The sequence below is a fragment of the Occallatibacter sp. genome (assembly GCF_049582745.1).
In the GTDB taxonomy this organism is placed as follows: domain Bacteria; phylum Acidobacteriota; class Terriglobia; order Terriglobales; family Acidobacteriaceae; genus Telmatobacter.
The window spans coordinates 66,838-84,385 of the sequence record NZ_JBAUUO010000127.1 but is presented as its reverse complement, the minus strand read 5'-3'; the positions used below and the strand labels follow the sequence as shown (position 1 = coordinate 84,385).

The window sequence follows — 17,548 nt, the reverse complement described above, 5'->3', positions numbered from 1 at the left end:
TCGATGAACTGTAAAAGCACGATCGTCATGTCGACGCCCTGCGCCGCGGTTGCCGCCTTGAAGGCGTTGTGGAGACCTGTTTCAACGTTCACGTTCACTCTTTTGACTCCTGATACTGCTGCTTTCTTGATTGCGCTCACCTCCTTCCCCTGGAGGTGAGTATACGGGTTTGAGTACGCGCCACCAGGGAAGGCCGGAGCGGCGGCGGCAAGATTCTATTTCCAGGCCCCACCACAGAGCCGGGCCAGATTGGCCATCCTCTCGAAACCGCACTCCAGGGCGCCGGCCATCGAACGAAGCTCGGCCGCCGTCTCTGGAACATGGCCAGCCTCGATGGCTAACCATTCTGATGTCTCCATCCCGGCCAAATAAGCTGTCTGCTCGGCAGAACGGCCGCCGGCCAAACGGGTTGCCTCAATGCAGCTGCCAAAAAGGCGCCCCCAGACCTGCCGGCGGAAAAGACTGGGATCATGATCGATGTGAGTGTACATACACATTTGTGTGTTACTCCTTATAGACGCTCCTGTCAAGCAACTGCAGGATTACGCTGATTTGAACGACATGATGACTATGCGCTCACAGGAGCCACCCACCAAAGTCAGGACAACTGAAGGGCAAGAGCCCGAGGATTATCCAACCATCCACAAGATGGCCATCCTGGCAGATGTAGCTCCCTACTCACGTGAGTACAACACCTATCGCCAGATCGTCGGTAAAGAAGCCGAGGGAAATACCGAACTCGAAATCGAATACCAGAAGATCCTCAACCGGGTCAAACAAACCCGTGAATCGGTCATCAAAATGACCGATCGACACTTCACCGCCCCTGTCGATGAGATCTCCGGCACCATCGAAGAAGCCACTCCCCACGGCATCTCGCTCAAAGAATATCCAGGCCGGATCTTTCAGTTCTCCTCCGTCTCGACCAGCGCCGCCGATATGTCGGCGCGGATCCTGGGTGAACACCAGGTGTCTTCATCCTGCCGGCAACAAAAGCCCTCGCGCGTGCGCGACAAGCCGAAAGCCCTAACCATCAGTCCGGGACTCTCCGTTCCTGGCTCGCTCATCCTAATCATGGAAGATAAGCTCAAGTGGTCTTTCCGTCCTGCCGCACACAAAAGCCCTCGCGCATGCGCGATCGAAGTCGCCCTCTCGATTCCGTGTCACTTCCGCACCAGTCTCCGCTCTGATCAGCGTGGGGCGGGGATCGTATGGTCTCTTCATACTGGCGCACACAAAATCCTCGCGCGTGTGCGTCGGACCGAAGCTCTACATGATCTGGGCCGCAGCCTCGTTCTGACTTCGTCAGCTTCTCTCTCTATATATATGGAAGTTTTTGTGGTCGCTCTATTCCCGTTCCTCGATTACGAGAACGGATCCATCATCTGGATCAGGGGTCTTGCTGGATCTGGTCTCTATATATGGATCAAGCCCTTTTCTCTGCCGCCGCCGGCTCGGATATCCTCGCCCGCTGGCCCTCGAAAAAGGGAGTGCCTTTCTGGTTATAAAAGCCGTCGCAGCGAAGCAGAAAACAGCAAGGCATTTCTTCTTGGTGTTTTGACAGCGCGCGACCGGGAGAATGCCCTTTTTCCCTCCTAGCATTGACACTTTTCGCTTTAAGGTTCGCTCAATCTTCGCCTCGACTCCCGCTCTAGTATAGGCAAACAGGGCAAAGTAGCAAGATTTGGTAGTTACTCATGTATAAACAAATACTCAATAAGGAAGCTCAAACCATGCCATTCGCAACGCCACTAGTTCCGAATTCTTGTATCACCGGCTACAGCGTAAGGCGCGCTTCGAATCTCACCACATGCCAACCGGATGCCCCGCGGACTAGATGGTAGGTTCCCTGTGCCATGCACAGGTTTCCGCAAAAGTAGCCGCCTTCAATCTCGACTTCAGATTCACTCACCTTTCGGAAAGCGACAAGATTGAAGATTACGGAGTCCTTCTTTTTGTCATCCACAATCATCATGAGTTGCCTATCGTTTTGCCTGTGACAGGCCGATGCTCCTTTTACTTTCAGCGGCCGAAGACGTTGCAGCAAAGCTGGGTCTGGGTCGGTACCGTTGATTTCGACGCAGTATGTATGCATTTCCTGTTGCCAGGATTTGATCTGATACCGGATGACGGCTTCCTGTAAATCGAGGTCGCCCGAACTCACGTCATTCGGCTTATGAACTGACTGAGGCAGCACCTGCACCGCAATCATCAGTGCGATGGGGCCGATTAGACGGCTCGGGATTATCCTCATATCCCCTCGATGCTATAACGAAACTCGCTGAACGCGTTTTAGGCCAACGTTACCTTAGACCAATCCTGCCCTCCGAGCTGTTTCACCTCTGGCGTCTGAGTAAGACATGGAGCGCTGGAGAGCGCTCTTCGGGAGTGAATCTCAATGGCATGTGCAACTTTGCGGTTGGCGGTATGCTCTGTCATCAGATTTCGGTTCCCTCCATTTTTGCTATACTGGCCTTGTTTTCCGGCGGTTGAATGCGCGCTCAATTTTCGCCGGATGCCAGCAACGAGACGCGACTAGAAGCGATACATAGGCGATTCGCCTAATGCGAAAATATGGAATTTCCGATGGCGCTGAAGGGATATTCAGCTTACGGGCTTTGCATCCATACCGATCTGGAGTGTCCCGAACTTCGCGCTCTTCCCGTTGAAATGGAGCATCCCGATGTGACAATCCATTTGTTGCCTCCTTCAACAGAAGATTGGGAAACGCTGGGAACAGGCGGCTATGAGGTTCAGCCAAGAGTTTTCCGCATGCTCGTGCCTGACGTGGCGCAATACACTGTCGAAGATGGACGTCGGATCCTTATTACGCCGTTTCCGAATGCTGCGGCGGAAGAGTTGCGTCTGTTTTTGCTCGGTTCAGCTATGGGCGCGCTTCTCTACCAGCGCGGTTTGTTTCCGCTTCATGGAAGTGCGGTGGAGACACCCTGGGGCGCGATGATTTTTGTTGGAGTTCAGGGCGCTGGCAAGTCTACTCTAGCCGCCGAGTTTCATCGCAAGGGATACCGTCTGCTTTCCGATGATGTCTGTGCCGTCGAAGCTACGCCCGAGGGCTTGCGGATTTTGCCCGCTCTGGTCCAGTTCCGGCTATGCGCCGATGCTTACGATCGCCTCGGAGCCAACCGGGGTGGAGGCGCGCGCTTCAACGTGGATAAGTTTGTGGTACCTATGGGAGAGGGTTACTGCCCCGATCCCGCGCCGCTGCGCGCGATTCATATTCTCAGCGACCACGAGAGTAGCACCCCAGAATTCGAAGTGCTTCATGGCTTTGACCGGGTTCAGCGCCTTCTGGAGAATCTGTATCGGCCCCATTTCCTGAAAGGCCAAGATACCCAAGGTGATCTGATGCGAATGGCAGGGCTGATTGCGAAGAAGGCAACGATGGTTGCATTGACACGGCGTCGCGACCCAGAGGCCGTCGACGGATTGGTCACGTTTCTCGAATTGGCATGGGCGGAGCGCTTTGCCGCAAACCCATAAAGGAGAAGTATCAGATGCGTAGCTTCCGTCCCGAAGATCGGTTGTCGCGCCACGAGGATTTGTTCTCAACGGAGCTCGATCAGGAGATCGCTCTGATGAGCATTGACGCGGGAGCATACTACGGACTGAAGGGGCCAGCTCGGAGCATTTGGGAGATCTTGGAGACTCCGGTCAGCTTTTCTCAGCTCGTAGCTCGACTGGTTGAGGAATACCAGGTATCGCCAGAGGATTGTGCAACGGACGTGCAGGAGTTTCTTCGAGAGATGGAACGGGAACATCTTTTGCGTGTGGAATAACGTGAAGCGCTACGTCCGAATCCCCCGCGCTCATAGGCGCCTGCTATGGGAAGCTTTGACCGCTCTTGCGATTGCGCGGATCGCCATAGCTTGTTTGCCCTTTCGACGCATTGCGGCTTGGTTGGGAACGCCCGGAGCCCAGAGTCCGACCATCGCAACCGCAGAGGAGACCCGGATAGCAGAGGAAATCGGGTGGGCTGTAGGCGTTGTGGGGCGGCGAGTGCCGTGGGATGGGCGTTGCCTTGCCCAGGCCTTGGCGGCCACAGGCATGCTGCGGCGCCGGGGTCTCGAGGGAACCGTAAGTTTAGGTGCCCGCAGCGGTGAATCGGCCAGTTTCGACGCCCATGCATGGCTGCGCATGGGCTCATACGTGGTCACCGGTGGCCCAGACCATGAGCGTTTTCGCACCTTCACGACCTTTGCCAGGAGACGTTCTTGAGCGGAATTTATGGGATCTACCGATTCGACGCCGCTCCAGTCGACATTCGGTGTCTAGAGAAAATGAAAGCGGCCATGGCCTATTACGGTCCTCACGGCGGCGGTAGCAAGATTGTTGACGCCGTGGGAATGGGTCACTTGCTGCTTGAGATCAACCCGGAAGACAGGTTCGAGAGCCAACCGGTGTCGGGTGAGCGCGGTCCGGTGGTCAGCGCCGCCCGCCTGGATAACCGGGCAGCACTTCTGGACGCATTCGATGTGTCCTCAGCGGATGCACCTCACTTGTCCGACGGGCATTTGGTCAGCTTGGCTTTCGACCGCTGGGGCCAGGAAATCAGCTCACACCTTGAAGGAGACTGGGCGCTGGCTGCGTGGGATCAACGGGAACGCCTTCTTTTGCTGGCCAGGGACGCCTGTGGAACCGCTAACCTCTATTACTACATGGGAGATGGCTTTGTTGCCTTTGCCTCCAGCCTCAAGGCATTGCTGGCGCTCCCCGGTGTTGTCAAAGAACCAGATCTGCTTCGCCTCGCCGAGGTTCTGGTTTCCTGGCAGCATGACGCGGAGCTGACCGCCTACAAGAGCTTCCGCCGCCTTCTCTGGGCTCATGCGATGACGGTCGGCCCCCATGGCCGGACCCGCATCTGGCGCCATTGGTCTCCCGAAGGCCGCGATATGCTCAGCTTTCGCCGAGATGAGGGGTACGCAGAGGCCTTTCTAGAGCACTACACCCGGGCTGTTCAGAGTGGCCTCCGGACCCAAAAGCCAGTGGCGGCTGAGCTATCCGGTGGCCGGGATTCGGGCTCAGTGGTGGTTCTGGCGGCGCCATTGCTTGCCGCTCAGGGCCGCAGCCTTACCGCATACACTTCGGTGCCCTGCCTGCCTCCAGTCGGGGCCAATGAGAGGCAGCAGGGCAACGAATGGGAGATGGCCCAGGCTACGGCTGCGATGGCAGGTACGAATGTCCGGCATGTCTCGATCGACGCGGCAAACTTCGGGGTCATCCGCGGCATTGAATACCTCCTTGACCTTCACGATGGTCCAAGTCACGCGGCATGCAACCAATACTGGCTCCAGGCCATGATGGAAGCGATCACCCGCGACGGGGCTGGGGTTATATTGAGTGGGCAAATGGGCAACGCAACGGTGTCCTGGTCGGGGAATGGATCGGCTCTCCTTGCGCTCCTCCAAGGTCACCCAAGTGTGGCGTTGCGATTGTTTCTTCATGCGGAGCCAAATCTCTTCCTCACCTTGAAGCGGCAGGTATTGAAGCCCATCGTGAAGCCGAGCCTATACGCTCTTCGACGCTTCAAGACACCTCCAAGCAAGTGCTGGCGAGATTATTCCGCGCTCAATCCTCACATGGCTGTTGAGTTGGGTTTGGATGGCCGCATGCGTGCGGCGGGCCACGATGCAACCTTCATCTTTTCCCCTCTGGAAGATGGTCGGGGCCTATTTTTCCGGCCTGACTTCGGCGTCGGCTACGGCATTGGGACGGAGATGTCGGCATGGCATTCGATTTCCACCGTGGATCCGACCTCCAACCTCTCCCTGATAGAGTTTCTTCTGCGGGTGCCGGACGATCAATTCTGCCAGAGCGGCCAACGCAGCCTTTTGATAAAGCGCGCCTTCCGGAACATATTGCCCGAACCCATACTAAGCGGAACGCGCAAAGGGATACAGGCCGCTGATGTGGGCCATCGGGTTATGCGAGAATTGCCTGCGTTCCGCGAATGCTTGAATTCTCTCGATTCACTGCCAGAAGCTCGGGAGATGCTCGACATGCCGCTCATGCACCGCTGCCTAGAAGATCTTGTTGCAAAGGTCGATCTCGCGTCTACAGGGAGGGCCGCCATGATCTTGCTTCGAGGGATGGGCGTTGGGATGTTTCTTCGCCGTCTGGCTGACGCTAGAAACTGAGGTTCCTGCACTTCATGCTGCTCAGCAAGATCAAACGATTCTTTCGCCAGTTGCCGGCGGGGCGCCGCGCCCTCACCCTGATTTGGAAAGCGGCGGGCAGGTGGACCGTCGTCTGGGGCTTGCTGCTGGTGGGCCAGGGATTGATTCCGGCCGGCTTGGCGCTGCTGCTCAGGACTCTTGTAAACCGGCTCGTAGCCTCCCCAAAGTGGTTTGCCATCGCGCCCCCTGCCCTCGGGATTGCCGGTCTCTGGATCGTGGCGCAACTCTTTTCGAGCGCCCTTTCCTGGATACGCGCCGTGCAGGCCGAACGTGTGCAGGACGAGGTCCAACGCCTGATCCACACCCAGGCCCTTCGCGTGGACCTGGCGTTCTATGACCATCCTGAGTCCTACGATCAACTGCATCGGGCCAGAATTGATGCCATCTCCCAGCCGCTTGCATTGTTGGAGAGTCTCGGTTCAATCGTTCAGAACGGCCTCGGCTTTCTCGTTCTGGCCGGAATCCTCTGGACCTACGCGGGATGGTTGCCGCTGCTGCTGGTTTCGACAGGAATTCCTGGCCTCCTTCTCGTTGCCCGACATATCCTCGCCGAACATCGCTGGCACGTGGAGCACACTTTTGAAGAGCGGCGGACCCGCTACCTGGATTGGTTGATTACCGATCAGGAGTCCGCCGCCGAGTTGCGCCTCTTCGATCTCGGCCCCTACCATCGCAGGGCCTTCGAGAGTCTGCGGGAAATACTTCGTGAGGGGCGGCTGCGCCTGGTGCGGGAAGGCGCTGTCACTGAATTGGGTGCTGGATTGCTCGCCTGGGCCGGCAGCCTGGTGGGCCTCGGCTGGATGCTGCAGAGGACGATCGCAGGGCAAGTTCGGCTGGGAGATCTTCTGCTCTGTTTCCAGGCATTTCAGCAAGGCCAGGTCCTCCTGCGGTCGCTCCTCGAAGGTGCGGGCAAGATTTATCGAAGTCTGCTCTTTGTTGAGAATCTGGATGAATTCCTCAGTCTTCAGCCGGCAATCCTTTCCGTTCAAGGCGGACGGTCCGGAATTCCTGTAAGAGACTGCATCCGATTCGAGAACATCGCATTCACCTATCCTGGAGGGTCCTATCCCGCTTTGGACGGCTTCCATCTGGAAATTCCGCATGGAAAAATTGCCGCCTTGGTAGGGCACAATGGGGCGGGAAAGAGCACACTCATCAAGCTGCTCTGCCGCTTCTACGACCCCGATGCTGGACGGGTCCTTCTCGATGGCGTAGACCTTCGAGAATTGGACTTGTCAGCCTTGCGGCGCCAGATCGCTGTCCTTTTCCAGGACCCCGTCCACTTTCACGCAACCGTGCGGGAGAATATTGCCTTTGGAGATATCGACCGGCCTAGCGACGATGCTCAGATTCGTCAAGCCGCACTGGCTTCAGGCGCAAATGAGCCAATCGATCACCTTCCGGAAGGATTGAATGCCCTGTTGGGCAAGTGGTTTGGAGGCGCGGAACTGAGCGGTGGGGAATGGCAGAGGATTGCTCTGGCCCGAGCCTTTTTTCGGAGGGCATCACTGGTGATCTTGGACGAACCGACCAGCGAAATGGATTCCTGGGCGGAGCAGGACTGGCTGGGGCGTTTTCGCACCCTCACTGAGGGCAGAACCGGGCTTATGATCACCCACCGCTTTACGACCGCCATGCACGCAGACATCATTCATGTTCTCGAACGAGGGAGGGTGGTGGAATCGGGAACTCACGTGGAATTGGTGGCCCTTGGCGGATCGTATGCCCGCTCCTGGGCAGCTCAGATGCGGGACATCGGTTATGCATGAGACTCACTGGCTGGAGGGCAATAGCCCCGCATTTCGCTTGATGATTGCGACCTCCTGGCTGGCCCCGGTTTCCTGGCAGAAAAACCAGGAGGAGCGCATCCGAAACGCCATAAGGGTCGGTCCGGATTGGACGGAATACGTCCGCCTGGTTGATCGTCATCGCATTCCCGCGCTCAGTTGGGCCGCGCTCCAACGGGTATGTGAAGAGGAGATCCCCAGGAACACAAAACAGGAACTGCAACAGCGTAGCGATGGCTGCCGGCTCCAGGCAGTTCAGCACGCCATGCTATTGGCGGAGATTCTGAAGGCCTTTAACCGCGCAGACATTCCCGTCATGGTTCTAAAGGGGCCGATTCTTTCCTCCGATCTGTATGGAGACCTGGGACTGCGCCAGTACCGTGATCTGGACCTGGCAGTCTCACTGGAGGACATTAGCCGGGCGCAGCATTGCCTCGACCCACTCGGTTGGCATCTTGATTCCTCCTACTTTCCCATGACCCCTCGTCAATGGGGAAGACTCTTGCAAATGGAGCACGATCTGAGCTTCGTACACTCGAAGACAGGTTGCGTCCTGGAACTCCACTGGCGCAACCACTGGGAGCGGCCAGACCAGACCGCTTCCCAATGGAACCGGAGTGTTACGTTGAGTTGGAAGGGGTGTTCTTACCAGGCCATGGATCCTGTCGACTTGGCGCTTTTCCTGTGTAGTCACGGGGGAATTCACGCTTGGTTCCGCGCGAAGTGGCTCGGAGATCTTGCCCGCATCTATGCCGAAGGGCGGCTGAATTGGAATGCGGTCCTGGACCGTGGCCTGAGTACAGGTCAGGAGAAGCCCATGCTCGCAAGCCTTCAACTCCTGCACATTTTGTATGAGCTCCCATTGCCGCGCCTTCAGGGTGATGCCTGGGAGAATCTGTCGCCGTTCCTGGTTCAAAGCTCTTTACGCGCTCTTGGGGCATCCAAAGATCCCGCGTCGCATGGCGCACTGGATCTGCTCTCTGATCGCATTCGCCGCGGCCGCTACGACAGGCTGGTTCAACGCCATAAGACCTGGCGCCAGATTCTCGCCGAACTTGCCTACTATCGCGGGGATTATCAAGTGCTGTGTCTGCCAGACGGACTTTTCTGGGCCTATGTTCCATTGCGTCCCTTCCTGTGGGCTTGGAGGAATCTTTCACGAATCCGGGCGCGCTGACGACCGGAGATTTCTGCTCCGTCCTTCAGTGCTCCCTGCCCCCATCGCACTGCCATCAACAACTTACCACTGCGTCACCGGCGCGTGTTGCCAGAAGAGCACAGGTTCGGTCATGAGGGGAAAGGAGCGTTGACGTGCGCAGGAGGGTGTCGTATGCTTCAAGCATTAGGGTTCGTACGTTCCACATTCTAGCCCTAGGAGATTGCGAATGAATAGCTTGGTCGGGACTCCCCTGCAGCCCAGAAAAGAATGGTCTGCGCCTGAACTGAAGAAGATCGATATCGAACAGATTACCGCAACCGGCTCGTCCCCGGTGTTTTCAGACAGATCGCATACCCACCGCCCTAGCTAGGCTGGTTTTGGGCTTTCGACAGGTTCCTTAAGTGCGCTCATTTCGGCTGTAGCGAGCCCTAATATGCTTGAATGCCCTACCAAAACCAACTTTGTGGATGAATTCTACGATTGAGCGAGCTTGCCAAGGGATCCGGAGCACGCATCCGGGTCGTTCAGCGTAGTGCGTCCTAACCTGGGTTGGGAAACTACTCACCCGAGTCCGGTTGGCCGTGGAATCGCAATTCGCAATCTCGAGGATTTCACTATCCGAACCACCCCAGTTTTCGCGGGCGCTCAACTCTGTCCGCGTTAACGTGCGCGAAGCAGAGGATTCCGATGCAGATCACGATATTTGCAACGCGACTTGAGAATGGGGCTTGGAAGGATTGGGAACATATCTGCGACGCGGACGACATCGATGGAGTGGTGGACTCGGCAAATGCCAAGGCCAAGGATCGCGGGCGGTATAGGACGCCTGCTTTTATTGATTACCTGGATGGAGCGCGGTACATCTTCAATGTGGCGCACGGCACGATCGAAAATCCACGGGACGGGGATACAGAGGTCTATGGAGTCGTGGTGGACCAGATTGTCATTGGAAAATATGAGGACCTTCAGCGTCACTTTGTGCTCAAAACAACGTGACCAAAATTGCCGGTATTGAAATGTGCTCGTCGAACAACCGGCAGTACGGGACGAAGTACCTTGCAGCGATGCCAACAACGTCGTATGGACCTGGAGACATGCGCTTCTCGGTGCGAATGAGGCTCCACTGGTCAACGTTGGTATTGGTGAAGACATAACCATCCGCGAACTGGCGGAACTGGTGGCCAGTGTGCTCGACCTTGATTGTCAGCTTGTTTTTGACACGAGCAAGCGGGACGGAACTCCTCAAAAGCCGCTGGACGTCAGCCGAATCCATGCCATTGGCTGGAAGGCAAAAAGTGAGCCTCGAGGAGGAGATTCGGCAGGTGTATGCATTCCTCCAAGCGCACCAGGGCCGCCATCTCTGCTTCTTGCCACAGTGGGCCTTCGCCACCAAGCCGCCTTACACTGATTGGCAATCAGTCGCGTCAAATGCAATTCGTGCGACTTCGATTTCGTCCTCGACGGCCTGTGTTTCTCCGCGAGCTGGCTCCTGCAAATCGACGAGCTGATTAGGCGTGCAGCAATCGCGATGAGAGCAGCACGGTAGAAAGTGAGAGTGTTTTTCCCATGCCGCGTAATCGTGACGACATGTACTACCATCTGCAGAAGCCCTCCGCTACAACATCCAGTTGAAGGGGTGCCTTGAACAACCGGGTTACCATGCGTGGTTTCACGGATTTACAGCCCAAAGGGAGATTCCCATTGAAGTCTGCAATTGGGCACGGAGTCATAGTCTGGACACTCTTCTTCGTCATTTGCATGAGCTTAGGCTACCCGACGCTCAATCGTTACGACCCGCGGTCGATTCCCGGCCTCTCTGACTCTAACGGATACTATGCACTTGTGACTGGCGCCGATGACCAAGCCGGCGACGAGTCGCACCGTGTGCTTGTTCCATACCTCGCCAAGCCGGTCTATTGGATGGCAAAAGGTCATCTCAATACTTGGAATCCTGTTTTCTTCGCGCTCTTAGTCGTTAACTCCTTCTTCATCTCCACTACCGCTTTCATGCTGGTAAGCGTTAGTCGTCGAATTGCCGGGAATGATTCCGCAGCACTCGTCAGTGGGCTCCTTTATCTCTCGAGCTTCGCAGTGGCCAATCTGAACCTTTCGGGATATGTGGACTCTGCAGTGAACTGCATGATGATGGCGGTGGTCTGGACAATGCTTGCCGAGCGCTGGTGGCTCTTGCCACTTTGGGGAGTTTTGGGGGCGATCGCCAAGGAGACATTCGTTCCCTTAGCGGCGGTACTCGTGTTCGGATGGTGGCTGACGGCTTTTCGACGAGGCGCGCGCCGTCTCTCGCAACTGGCATGGTTGGGAGCAATGGTAACACTGGGTTTCGTCGCACTGACTCTTCTCATGTCGCGTGGATCTTCACCTTACTCACCGCTGAGTTTCGCCGCTTCCAGATGGGCCGAGTCAGGCAGCGGTCATTTTTACCTGTCTGGCTTGTACAGATGCCTTGTCGCCCGGGAATTCCTTTTCACCTTCGCATGGTTGCTCCCGTTAGGCTTGTGGCGGCTCGGGCGCATGCCAAGAACATGGGTGATAGGATCGGCGTCCGCGGCACTAGCTGCCCTTGCAATGGGGGCTTACGATGACGCGCTAGGCAACGCGGCCCGGGCGGTTTTTAGCGCCTTAGGTCCATTGCTGAGCTTATCGGCTTCACTCCTGCTTCTAGAGACTAGTACGCGCGGCATATCACGCAGCGAGCGATCGGAACGGTGATCTTGGAAAAGAGCCTTCCATTACTGAGACAGGAGGGAATGGCGATTGGACCGCTGTTTGCTTGAGAAACTTCTACCAGTGCTGGCCCCATTTGTCGCTCATATAAATCATTGACAGCACCTTTAGGTTGCTGCCAAGAGCAATGAAGCCGGAATCCGTTGCAGGAACTGGAACGGCCCCAACTGGAAACTTCGGATTCGATCCTTGAGCTGTTCCTTCTCTTCCCCAGACTTCAATCGATGCCAGCGAAGAAGCCGATTCCTCAGGTTACCTAGCATAAACCCACTCTACAATATGGAAGCGAATTCCAAAAAACTGACCGACCACGGAATTACCCTGACAGATCATTTGCACAAACGGGCACCGGTTGATGCCTTACAACGGTCGCGCGACCGTAATCCATGCAGCTGGACACTGAAGCTTTATCGGAGGACGCGCATTGCAGACGATACCGTTCGAGAAAGCGACGCTGGAGAGACCTTCCGTACACGTGCAGTGGAGGTATGGACGGCCATTGATGCCGACACCAAGCCAATCATCTCCTACCCCGTGGGTCGCCGCGATGCGGGATGGGCAACGGATTTCGTTTGGGATATTCGCCAGCGATTTGTAGGCTGTCCCCAGATTACGACTGACGCACACAAGCACTACATGGCTGCAACTGAAATTGCTTTCGGGGAAAACGTCGATTGGGCGCAGATGCACAAAATCTACGACGCATCTGGCGAAGTTGAGGGCCGCTACTCTCCTGCGAAGGCGAAGCGCGGTGGCCATCGAGAGCGCCGGCAATTCCGCCGAGACCGGCAATGTTCTCATCGATGGTCTGCTTGCCGTAGACGTGCACACCGAACAAAGGCGTCGTACTCCTTTTCGGCCCGTGTGCCCCAAAAGGGGAGCGAATCTCGATTGCCATCTACAACTTGAGTGCCCATGAAGACGTATTGCGGTTTTCCACTCTTGGATTGATCCTTCTTCTTGAGCGGCCCACCGAGTTGAACAGCACAGCGAATGAGTCGGCTAGGGACAGATCGGCGCTGGGGAGAATCTAAAAAGGAGATGAATATGAAAAGGGTATTGAGAAGTCTATCCGCATACATGATGAAAGCAAAGAGATCCGAAGAGGGTCAGAACATGGTTTCGTATGCGCTTCTCATCGCCCTGGTGGCGTGCGGCGCGACGACAGGAATGTCGTCAACGGCAAGCGGCATCAGCAACGCATATAAGCAGATAGCGGGCGAACTTGCATCCGTCACTTCGAGCCCAGCTGTCCCTGCGCCCCCTGCCAAGAGTCCAAAGACCCCGAAGACCCCTAAGACTCCCAAGACGCCGAAGAAATCCAAAGGATAGTCGCTCAACGCCAGGTAGAGCTTGCAGCGCTTGCCTGGAGTTTGCTTGTTTGATACGTCCGCTCAAATCAGAAGAACAACTACGGGTAGTGGTGCAGTTTGGTTTTCCACGGGATAGTAAAGGGGATCAGACGCGGCGTAAGCTTTGGATATGGCAAAGACTACGCGAATAGTTCGAGACACTACCTTTGTTGCAGAAGTTCTTGAGGAACTTGCCGACTCGCTTCCTCCTGGGGAAGAAGCAAAGGCGAGGATATTGAGAGAGGCTGCCGCTATCTATGGCCAGCTTCCCATGAGACGGTTGGTCCATGTCCAAGAAGAGAAAGAGGACGTGAACCAAGCTGCCGCGCGGGTCGTCAGGGAAGCAACTGAAAAATAGCGGTCACTGAATTTGGTAACCCCACAGATTAATCCGAGCTCACTTCCTAATCTGAAATGGCTTCTCTGACAGCTTCAAGCAGTTCTGAATGATTGCGGGACAAATGACGCTCGACATGCGGATTCGCGAGCATTCTCCTGACATAGGCGGAACAAACGGTCAGCGTGAGAACTTCTGTGCTTGCGCGATTCAATGATCTTCGCAGCTCTGAGAAAGAGATCCGAAGATACGATCGGGGGAAAACAACCATCCCTGCGAACCCACAACTGTTCCGCGTTATCGACTACTCGCTGATTCAACCTGACGGATGTGCGGTTATATACGTTTGCGCCGATGTATTTAGGGTTTACAAGAATCTCGTGAATAAGATGGAAGCTCCAAGGCCGTCGGTGCCTGCTCGGGATCCCTCGCGCATTCAAACTATTTGCAATTTCTGTTCGGTTCTTTGATTCTTCGACGAAAGAAAGGTATATCTCCTGAACGATTTTCTGCTCTTCTTCAGGACCAGGCACTAGCACGACCCGGTCGGTCTGTAGCCACTTTGTCTGTCCTTTCTCGAGAATTCCTTTTTGACGCCCTTCACTGTCAATAAGCATTCTCCGCAATCCAAAGCCAACTGGTCCCCCTTGGCGGTATCCGCGTTGAATCAGCCTGCATTGTCCCGCAAACAAACGCACTCGCTCGCGCATGCTGCGGCCCTTGGGGGCCAATCGCACATCATTCTCTCGCGGCAACGTGAGCCGCATCACATCGCGCGGGAGCGAAGACTCAGTACAGTCATCAAATAGTGCACGACCGATTGAACGCAAGGACCTCGGCACGTTGAGGCCGTACATTTTTATTCCAAGATTCTGGCGCCTCTTCTTTCGAGAACAGCCTGAATGGCACTGCAACTCATCGTAACCCCGCATGTACGTCCAGAGGATCAAGGAGAGCTGGCATGGAAAGTGACTCCCGCCAGGCAGAACGGTTTCTTGAGATCTATTCCATTGGTCTCAAACTTCGTATGCTTCGGGGAGAAAGGGGACTGACCCTTTCGCGATTGGCGGCAGAAACAGGCCTATCCACAGCTCTCCTATCGAAACTGGAAACCTACCGCATGATTCCCACCCTTTCGACGCTGGCGAGAATCTGCCGCGTGTATGGTGTCGGCCTCGGCTTCTTTTTTGCCGATGCTCAGAAGCATTCCATATCAATCACGCGCAACTTACGTGCGATCGGACGCGGGAGAAAGCAAGAAACGATGAAGCAGTTCCCGCTGAATGCAAGGGCGGACTGTCCCATTCTTGCAAAGGAGGTTGACTTTCCGCCCAAGTTCGTTGGGACACTGGCGGACGTAGGCAAGGCGTTCACGGGTGTCATTTATGTCCTAGAGGGGAACCTTCAGCTTGACTCTGCAGGCCAGCAAGACGTGCTCGAACCGGGAGACTGTATCTGCTTGAACAGCGAGATGCTGATTACCTGGGGAGCAAGCGGCACTTCTTCTTGTCGGGCCTTGGTTGTTACCTCAGGATAAGCCGAGAACGATGTCGCAATTCGGTTAATCGAGCATCGGAGTTCCTCTCCATGAATGACCGCTATCGCTCGTTTGCCAGATCAAATCAGACTCTTGCAGGCCATTGTAGGGCGCATCGATCAGGCAGAAGACCGCGTCACTTTCGGCATCATCAAGCAATTCCTTCTTGAACGCAGCGCCGAACTCGAGGCCCGTTTTTCAGGACCTTTCCAGGTGTTGATGAGTCAATCATTTTCCTTAAGCCTGGCAAACATTGCGCGCAGACCGAGTACGAAGTTTGTCGGCATCTATCAGGGTCGCGATCCCGAGACCAGGAAGTTCGAGTGCCACATTCAGACCACCCGCGGCACGTTTCGCAAGGCCCAGCGATTCCCCATCGCTTTCAAAGCGCTCTGAATAAGCTAAGCCCGCAGAACTTGCGTACGAGATGGCGGCCCGGTTCGTCGTTGTTGGAGTTTCTCGCAAATCTTTAGACGGAGAGGCGGTATGCCACCACTCCGGATGAAATCAAGAAGCTGTGTGCCGTGGATCACGCTGATTGATTAATGGACTCCGCGGATAATGGATGCATGCAAGAGGTCCTATCCAAGCCTGACCAACCCACCGTTCCGCTAAAAGAGCAGGTGTTCTACGAGCTTCAGATTTACGATCCGAACTCGTATACATCGGACTTTGTCGTGATGCAGTCCCGCGCCACCTGGAGCGAGGTGGACGGGCAGTTCATGTTCGATGAGATTGAGAATGACCTCTTCCCAACACTCGAAGCAGCCGAGGTTCGTTACTCTGAGCGTCGGTGTGAACTGGCGAAGCGCGGGTTTGTTCACTCGGATATGGACTTCTGACAGATAATCGATATGCAAGCTGGCTCGGCCTTGGCAGGCTTTGCCACTTTTCAGAATGTAGGGCCCAGTAGGAATATATACACGTGCAGTTCGCAACTTTCTCCCTAGAGAGCAGCTAGAAACTTCATCAGTTGAGGATCATCGCGCCAGTGCCTCTTCGCTTGCCCTGGACTGAGTTTGCTCAGTTCTTTGCGGAAGCGTTCAGGCGTGAGAGCTATGAATCTTTCGGTCGCGGTCAGGCCAACAAGGCCCATATACGCAGCAAGCGCAGGGGGCATCCGATTCAGATCCGATCCGCTCTTTATCCAAGCGGCAATCCGATGAACGGCGAAACTGGGTCTGAGATCGTGCATCCGAGGCTCGCATCTCGTGCCGTTTCTACTCTGAACTCCGGCAAGAACTCGAAGGCGCTGAAATCTGTTGCGTAAATTCCCGGCAGTGGCCGGGCGACCATCCCGGGTGACGAACAGCGGTCGTTCGTCGGGCTTTGATGCCTGGAGCCAAGATAAGAGTTCAAGATCGCACGGAGGTCCGGCCCGATTGGAATCCTGCGAGAGCGTCCGAAGCGACCGCCGCCTATCGAAATGTACCCGTGTTTGGCGTCGACATCGCAAACTCGGAGGCCCGCAATCTCCCCCAACAGCGACGCCCGATGGGACTCGCTCGCCGTCCGCGCACCCCGAGAGGGTGCGCCACGGCGAGTTCATATGGCAGATGACTTCTTCCTTCACTTCGCGGCTGCGAGGCGCCTAGAACGCGTGACAAAAGGCTCTAAACAGGTTTTGAGGCGCGGAATGGAGAAGAAGTACAGACCATCCTGATCTCGACGGTCCATCGCGACAAGTTGTCCTAGGGCCAACTGACGTATTGCTTTGGGGGTGGATTGAGCAATGGGCCGGCGCCTGTGCAAAGCTGCCAAAATGGACGAGACAGAAACGCGAAAACAGAGGCCGCTTCTTGAAGTTCGAAATCTAAAACGGCACTTCATTCGGATTTATAGCTTTCTCCAAGTCTGAAAAAGGAGACGTAGCTCTCTTAGGCAGCTCCACATACCTTAATGAGTTATCAGGTACTGCGACGCGGTTATAGTCGCGGTCATTGACTAGTTCCTTATCGGCAAGATCGCCAGAGGCCAGATAGATGCTCGCATTCCGCATGTGCCGAGTAAACTGTGCCGCCCGCTTTGAGAAGATCTCCCTTGCACCGATAGAAGCCAACAATTTTGCCTGAAACGTCTCTTGGACATGAAGTGTTCGTCTCCTTCCGAGCTTGGTGAGAATGAAGATTCGCGCGCGACCGTCTCTTGGATCAACTATCACTTTTCCAACGTTGGCATCCTGTAGGGATTTCGCAGCACGCCTCACGTTATCTTTAGTGTCCGCTGTTGCCTTGAGAATCACGCTAAGCCGCACTCCGCTCTCATGTTCGAGCGCCCGCTGCATAATCGCCCATTGCAAAACTGAAACGCCCTCTCGATCAAGGATCCGATGCAGTTTCCAGAAAAGTAGATCGAGGAACTCCTGCGCGGTGGTGACCATCGATTGCAGACTGCACGATTTTCGCTTCATAGAAGCAGTATGCTCCTTTTTTTGCGA

21 protein-coding genes are annotated in these 17,548 nt (G+C 55.6%); 15 read left to right on the top strand and 6 right to left on the bottom strand.

Going from position 1 to position 17,548, the window contains the following annotated elements:
• Nucleotides 1-98: hypothetical protein (locus tag WCA10_RS18195; RefSeq protein ID WP_472823936.1), on the bottom strand; the 98-nt coding region annotated here is incomplete at its 3' end.
• 117 nt (nt 99-215) lie between these two features.
• The gene (locus WCA10_RS18190; protein WP_472823933.1) at nt 216-497 is read right to left on the bottom strand and encodes a hypothetical protein; all 282 of its coding nucleotides are present in this window, start codon (nt 495-497) and stop codon (nt 216-218) included.
• Nucleotides 498-561: 64 nt separating this feature from the next.
• Between WCA10_RS18190 and WCA10_RS18185 the strand changes: the two genes are divergently transcribed.
• The gene (locus WCA10_RS18185; protein ID WP_472823932.1) at nt 562-1,599 is read left to right on the top strand and encodes a hypothetical protein; all 1,038 of its coding nucleotides are present in this window, start codon (nt 562-564) and stop codon (nt 1,597-1,599) included.
• A gap of 178 nt (nt 1,600-1,777) precedes the next feature.
• Here the strand turns inward: WCA10_RS18185 and WCA10_RS18180 are convergent, their stop codons facing one another.
• Nucleotides 1,778-2,254: a hypothetical protein gene (locus WCA10_RS18180; RefSeq protein WP_472823931.1), complete on the bottom strand. Its 477-nt coding sequence runs from the start codon at nt 2,252-2,254 to the stop codon at nt 1,778-1,780.
• Nucleotides 2,255-2,586: 332 nt separating this feature from the next.
• On the opposite strand from WCA10_RS18180, the gene WCA10_RS18175 reads away from it, so the two are divergent.
• The 9 genes from WCA10_RS18175 to WCA10_RS18135 all read left to right on the top strand — a co-directional run bounded on the left by WCA10_RS18175 (nt 2,587) and on the right by WCA10_RS18135 (nt 11,870).
• Nucleotides 2,587-3,501, top strand: a complete 915-nt coding sequence (locus WCA10_RS18175) for a phosphoenolpyruvate carboxykinase (ATP) (protein WP_472823930.1) — start codon at nt 2,587-2,589, stop codon at nt 3,499-3,501.
• 14 nt (nt 3,502-3,515) lie between these two features.
• A complete protein-coding gene (locus tag WCA10_RS18170) occupies nt 3,516-3,797 on the top strand; it encodes a PqqD family peptide modification chaperone (RefSeq protein WP_472823929.1) in 282 nt (93 codons plus the stop codon).
• Nucleotides 3,733-4,236: a lasso peptide biosynthesis B2 protein gene (locus WCA10_RS18165; protein WP_472823928.1), complete on the top strand. Its 504-nt coding sequence runs from the start codon at nt 3,733-3,735 to the stop codon at nt 4,234-4,236. The genes WCA10_RS18170 and WCA10_RS18165 overlap by 65 nt, the downstream gene beginning before the upstream one ends.
• On the top strand, nt 4,233-6,155 hold the full coding sequence (locus tag WCA10_RS18160) for an asparagine synthase-related protein (protein ID WP_472823927.1): 1,923 nt from the start codon (nt 4,233-4,235) through the stop codon (nt 6,153-6,155). The genes WCA10_RS18165 and WCA10_RS18160 overlap by 4 nt, the downstream gene beginning before the upstream one ends.
• A 14-nt stretch (nt 6,156-6,169) precedes the next feature.
• Complete coding sequence (locus WCA10_RS18155) at nt 6,170-7,963, top strand: ABC transporter ATP-binding protein (protein ID WP_472823926.1); 1,794 nt, start codon at nt 6,170-6,172, stop codon at nt 7,961-7,963.
• Nucleotides 7,956-9,158, top strand: a complete 1,203-nt coding sequence (locus WCA10_RS18150; protein WP_472823925.1) for a nucleotidyltransferase domain-containing protein — start codon at nt 7,956-7,958, stop codon at nt 9,156-9,158. Before WCA10_RS18155 ends, WCA10_RS18150 begins: the two co-directional genes overlap by 8 nt.
• Before the next feature lie 669 nt (nt 9,159-9,827).
• Nucleotides 9,828-10,136 carry a hypothetical protein gene (locus WCA10_RS18145; protein ID WP_472823924.1) on the top strand — a complete coding sequence of 103 codons (309 nt, stop codon included), beginning with the start codon at nt 9,828-9,830 and terminating at the stop codon, nt 10,134-10,136.
• 20 nt (nt 10,137-10,156) lie between these two features.
• Nucleotides 10,157-10,294 (top strand): hypothetical protein, encoded by a 138-nt coding sequence (locus WCA10_RS18140; protein WP_472823935.1) that lies wholly within the window; start codon nt 10,157-10,159, stop codon nt 10,292-10,294.
• A 547-nt stretch (nt 10,295-10,841) separates the two neighbouring features.
• Nucleotides 10,842-11,870, top strand: a complete 1,029-nt coding sequence (locus tag WCA10_RS18135; RefSeq protein ID WP_472823923.1) for a hypothetical protein — start codon at nt 10,842-10,844, stop codon at nt 11,868-11,870.
• Nucleotides 11,871-12,245: 375 nt separating this feature from the next.
• On the opposite strand, the gene WCA10_RS18130 is transcribed toward WCA10_RS18135, so the two are convergent.
• Nucleotides 12,246-12,686: a hypothetical protein gene (locus WCA10_RS18130; RefSeq protein WP_472823922.1), complete on the bottom strand. Its 441-nt coding sequence runs from the start codon at nt 12,684-12,686 to the stop codon at nt 12,246-12,248.
• Between the two features lie 246 nt (nt 12,687-12,932).
• On the opposite strand from WCA10_RS18130, the gene WCA10_RS18125 reads away from it, so the two are divergent.
• Together WCA10_RS18125 and WCA10_RS18120 are read left to right on the top strand one after the other, a co-directional pair.
• Nucleotides 12,933-13,217, top strand: coding sequence for a Flp family type IVb pilin (locus tag WCA10_RS18125; RefSeq protein ID WP_472823921.1), 285 nt, complete (start codon nt 12,933-12,935; stop codon nt 13,215-13,217).
• Between the two features lie 150 nt (nt 13,218-13,367).
• Entirely contained in the window at nt 13,368-13,595 is a 228-nt protein-coding gene (locus WCA10_RS18120) for a hypothetical protein (protein ID WP_472823920.1), read from the top strand.
• A gap of 74 nt (nt 13,596-13,669) precedes the next feature.
• Here the strand turns inward: WCA10_RS18120 and WCA10_RS18115 are convergent, their stop codons facing one another.
• Nucleotides 13,670-14,191: a recombinase family protein gene (locus WCA10_RS18115; RefSeq protein ID WP_472823919.1), complete on the bottom strand. Its 522-nt coding sequence runs from the start codon at nt 14,189-14,191 to the stop codon at nt 13,670-13,672.
• A gap of 344 nt (nt 14,192-14,535) precedes the next feature.
• On the opposite strand from WCA10_RS18115, the gene WCA10_RS18110 reads away from it, so the two are divergent.
• The 3 genes from WCA10_RS18110 (at nt 14,536) to WCA10_RS18100 (ending at nt 15,953) form a co-directional block, all read left to right on the top strand.
• Entirely contained in the window at nt 14,536-15,111 is a 576-nt protein-coding gene (locus WCA10_RS18110; protein ID WP_472823918.1) for a helix-turn-helix domain-containing protein, read from the top strand.
• Nucleotides 15,112-15,165: 54 nt separating this feature from the next.
• Nucleotides 15,166-15,507 (top strand): hypothetical protein, encoded by a 342-nt coding sequence (locus WCA10_RS18105; protein ID WP_472823917.1) that lies wholly within the window; start codon nt 15,166-15,168, stop codon nt 15,505-15,507.
• A 173-nt stretch (nt 15,508-15,680) separates the two neighbouring features.
• A complete protein-coding gene (locus WCA10_RS18100; protein WP_472823916.1) occupies nt 15,681-15,953 on the top strand; it encodes a hypothetical protein in 273 nt (90 codons plus the stop codon).
• A gap of 971 nt (nt 15,954-16,924) precedes the next feature.
• Here the strand turns inward: WCA10_RS18100 and WCA10_RS18095 are convergent.
• Entirely contained in the window at nt 16,925-17,521 is a 597-nt protein-coding gene (locus tag WCA10_RS18095; protein ID WP_472823915.1) for a hypothetical protein, read from the bottom strand.
• Nucleotides 17,522-17,548: the final 27 nt, after the last annotated feature.

Excerpts from the sequence above, each read along its gene's own strand:
- WCA10_RS18130 (WP_472823922.1), bottom strand. The coding sequence starts at position 12,686 with ATGAGAACATTGCCGGTCTCGGCGGAATTGCCGGCGCTCTCGATGGCC.
- WCA10_RS18125 (WP_472823921.1), top strand. The coding sequence starts at position 12,933 with ATGAAAAGGGTATTGAGAAGTCTATCCGCATACATGATGAAAGCAAAG.
- WCA10_RS18115 (WP_472823919.1), bottom strand. The coding sequence starts at position 14,191 with ATGCTTATTGACAGTGAAGGGCGTCAAAAAGGAATTCTCGAGAAAGGA.
- WCA10_RS18105 (WP_472823917.1), top strand. The coding sequence starts at position 15,166 with ATGACCGCTATCGCTCGTTTGCCAGATCAAATCAGACTCTTGCAGGCC.
- WCA10_RS18110 (WP_472823918.1), top strand. The coding sequence starts at position 14,536 with ATGGAAAGTGACTCCCGCCAGGCAGAACGGTTTCTTGAGATCTATTCC.
- WCA10_RS18170 (WP_472823929.1), top strand. The coding sequence starts at position 3,516 with ATGCGTAGCTTCCGTCCCGAAGATCGGTTGTCGCGCCACGAGGATTTG.
- WCA10_RS18175 (WP_472823930.1), top strand. The coding sequence starts at position 2,587 with ATGGCGCTGAAGGGATATTCAGCTTACGGGCTTTGCATCCATACCGAT.
- WCA10_RS18155 (WP_472823926.1), top strand. The coding sequence starts at position 6,170 with ATGCTGCTCAGCAAGATCAAACGATTCTTTCGCCAGTTGCCGGCGGGG.
- WCA10_RS18140 (WP_472823935.1), top strand. The coding sequence starts at position 10,157 with ATGTGCTCGTCGAACAACCGGCAGTACGGGACGAAGTACCTTGCAGCG.
- WCA10_RS18145 (WP_472823924.1), top strand. The coding sequence starts at position 9,828 with ATGCAGATCACGATATTTGCAACGCGACTTGAGAATGGGGCTTGGAAG.
- WCA10_RS18185 (WP_472823932.1), top strand. The coding sequence starts at position 562 with ATGATGACTATGCGCTCACAGGAGCCACCCACCAAAGTCAGGACAACT.
- WCA10_RS18180 (WP_472823931.1), bottom strand. The coding sequence starts at position 2,254 with ATGAGGATAATCCCGAGCCGTCTAATCGGCCCCATCGCACTGATGATT.
- WCA10_RS18150 (WP_472823925.1), top strand. The coding sequence starts at position 7,956 with ATGCATGAGACTCACTGGCTGGAGGGCAATAGCCCCGCATTTCGCTTG.
- WCA10_RS18120 (WP_472823920.1), top strand. The coding sequence starts at position 13,368 with ATGGCAAAGACTACGCGAATAGTTCGAGACACTACCTTTGTTGCAGAA.
- WCA10_RS18190 (WP_472823933.1), bottom strand. The coding sequence starts at position 497 with ATGTGTATGTACACTCACATCGATCATGATCCCAGTCTTTTCCGCCGG.
- WCA10_RS18095 (WP_472823915.1), bottom strand. The coding sequence starts at position 17,521 with ATGAAGCGAAAATCGTGCAGTCTGCAATCGATGGTCACCACCGCGCAG.
- WCA10_RS18100 (WP_472823916.1), top strand. The coding sequence starts at position 15,681 with ATGCAAGAGGTCCTATCCAAGCCTGACCAACCCACCGTTCCGCTAAAA.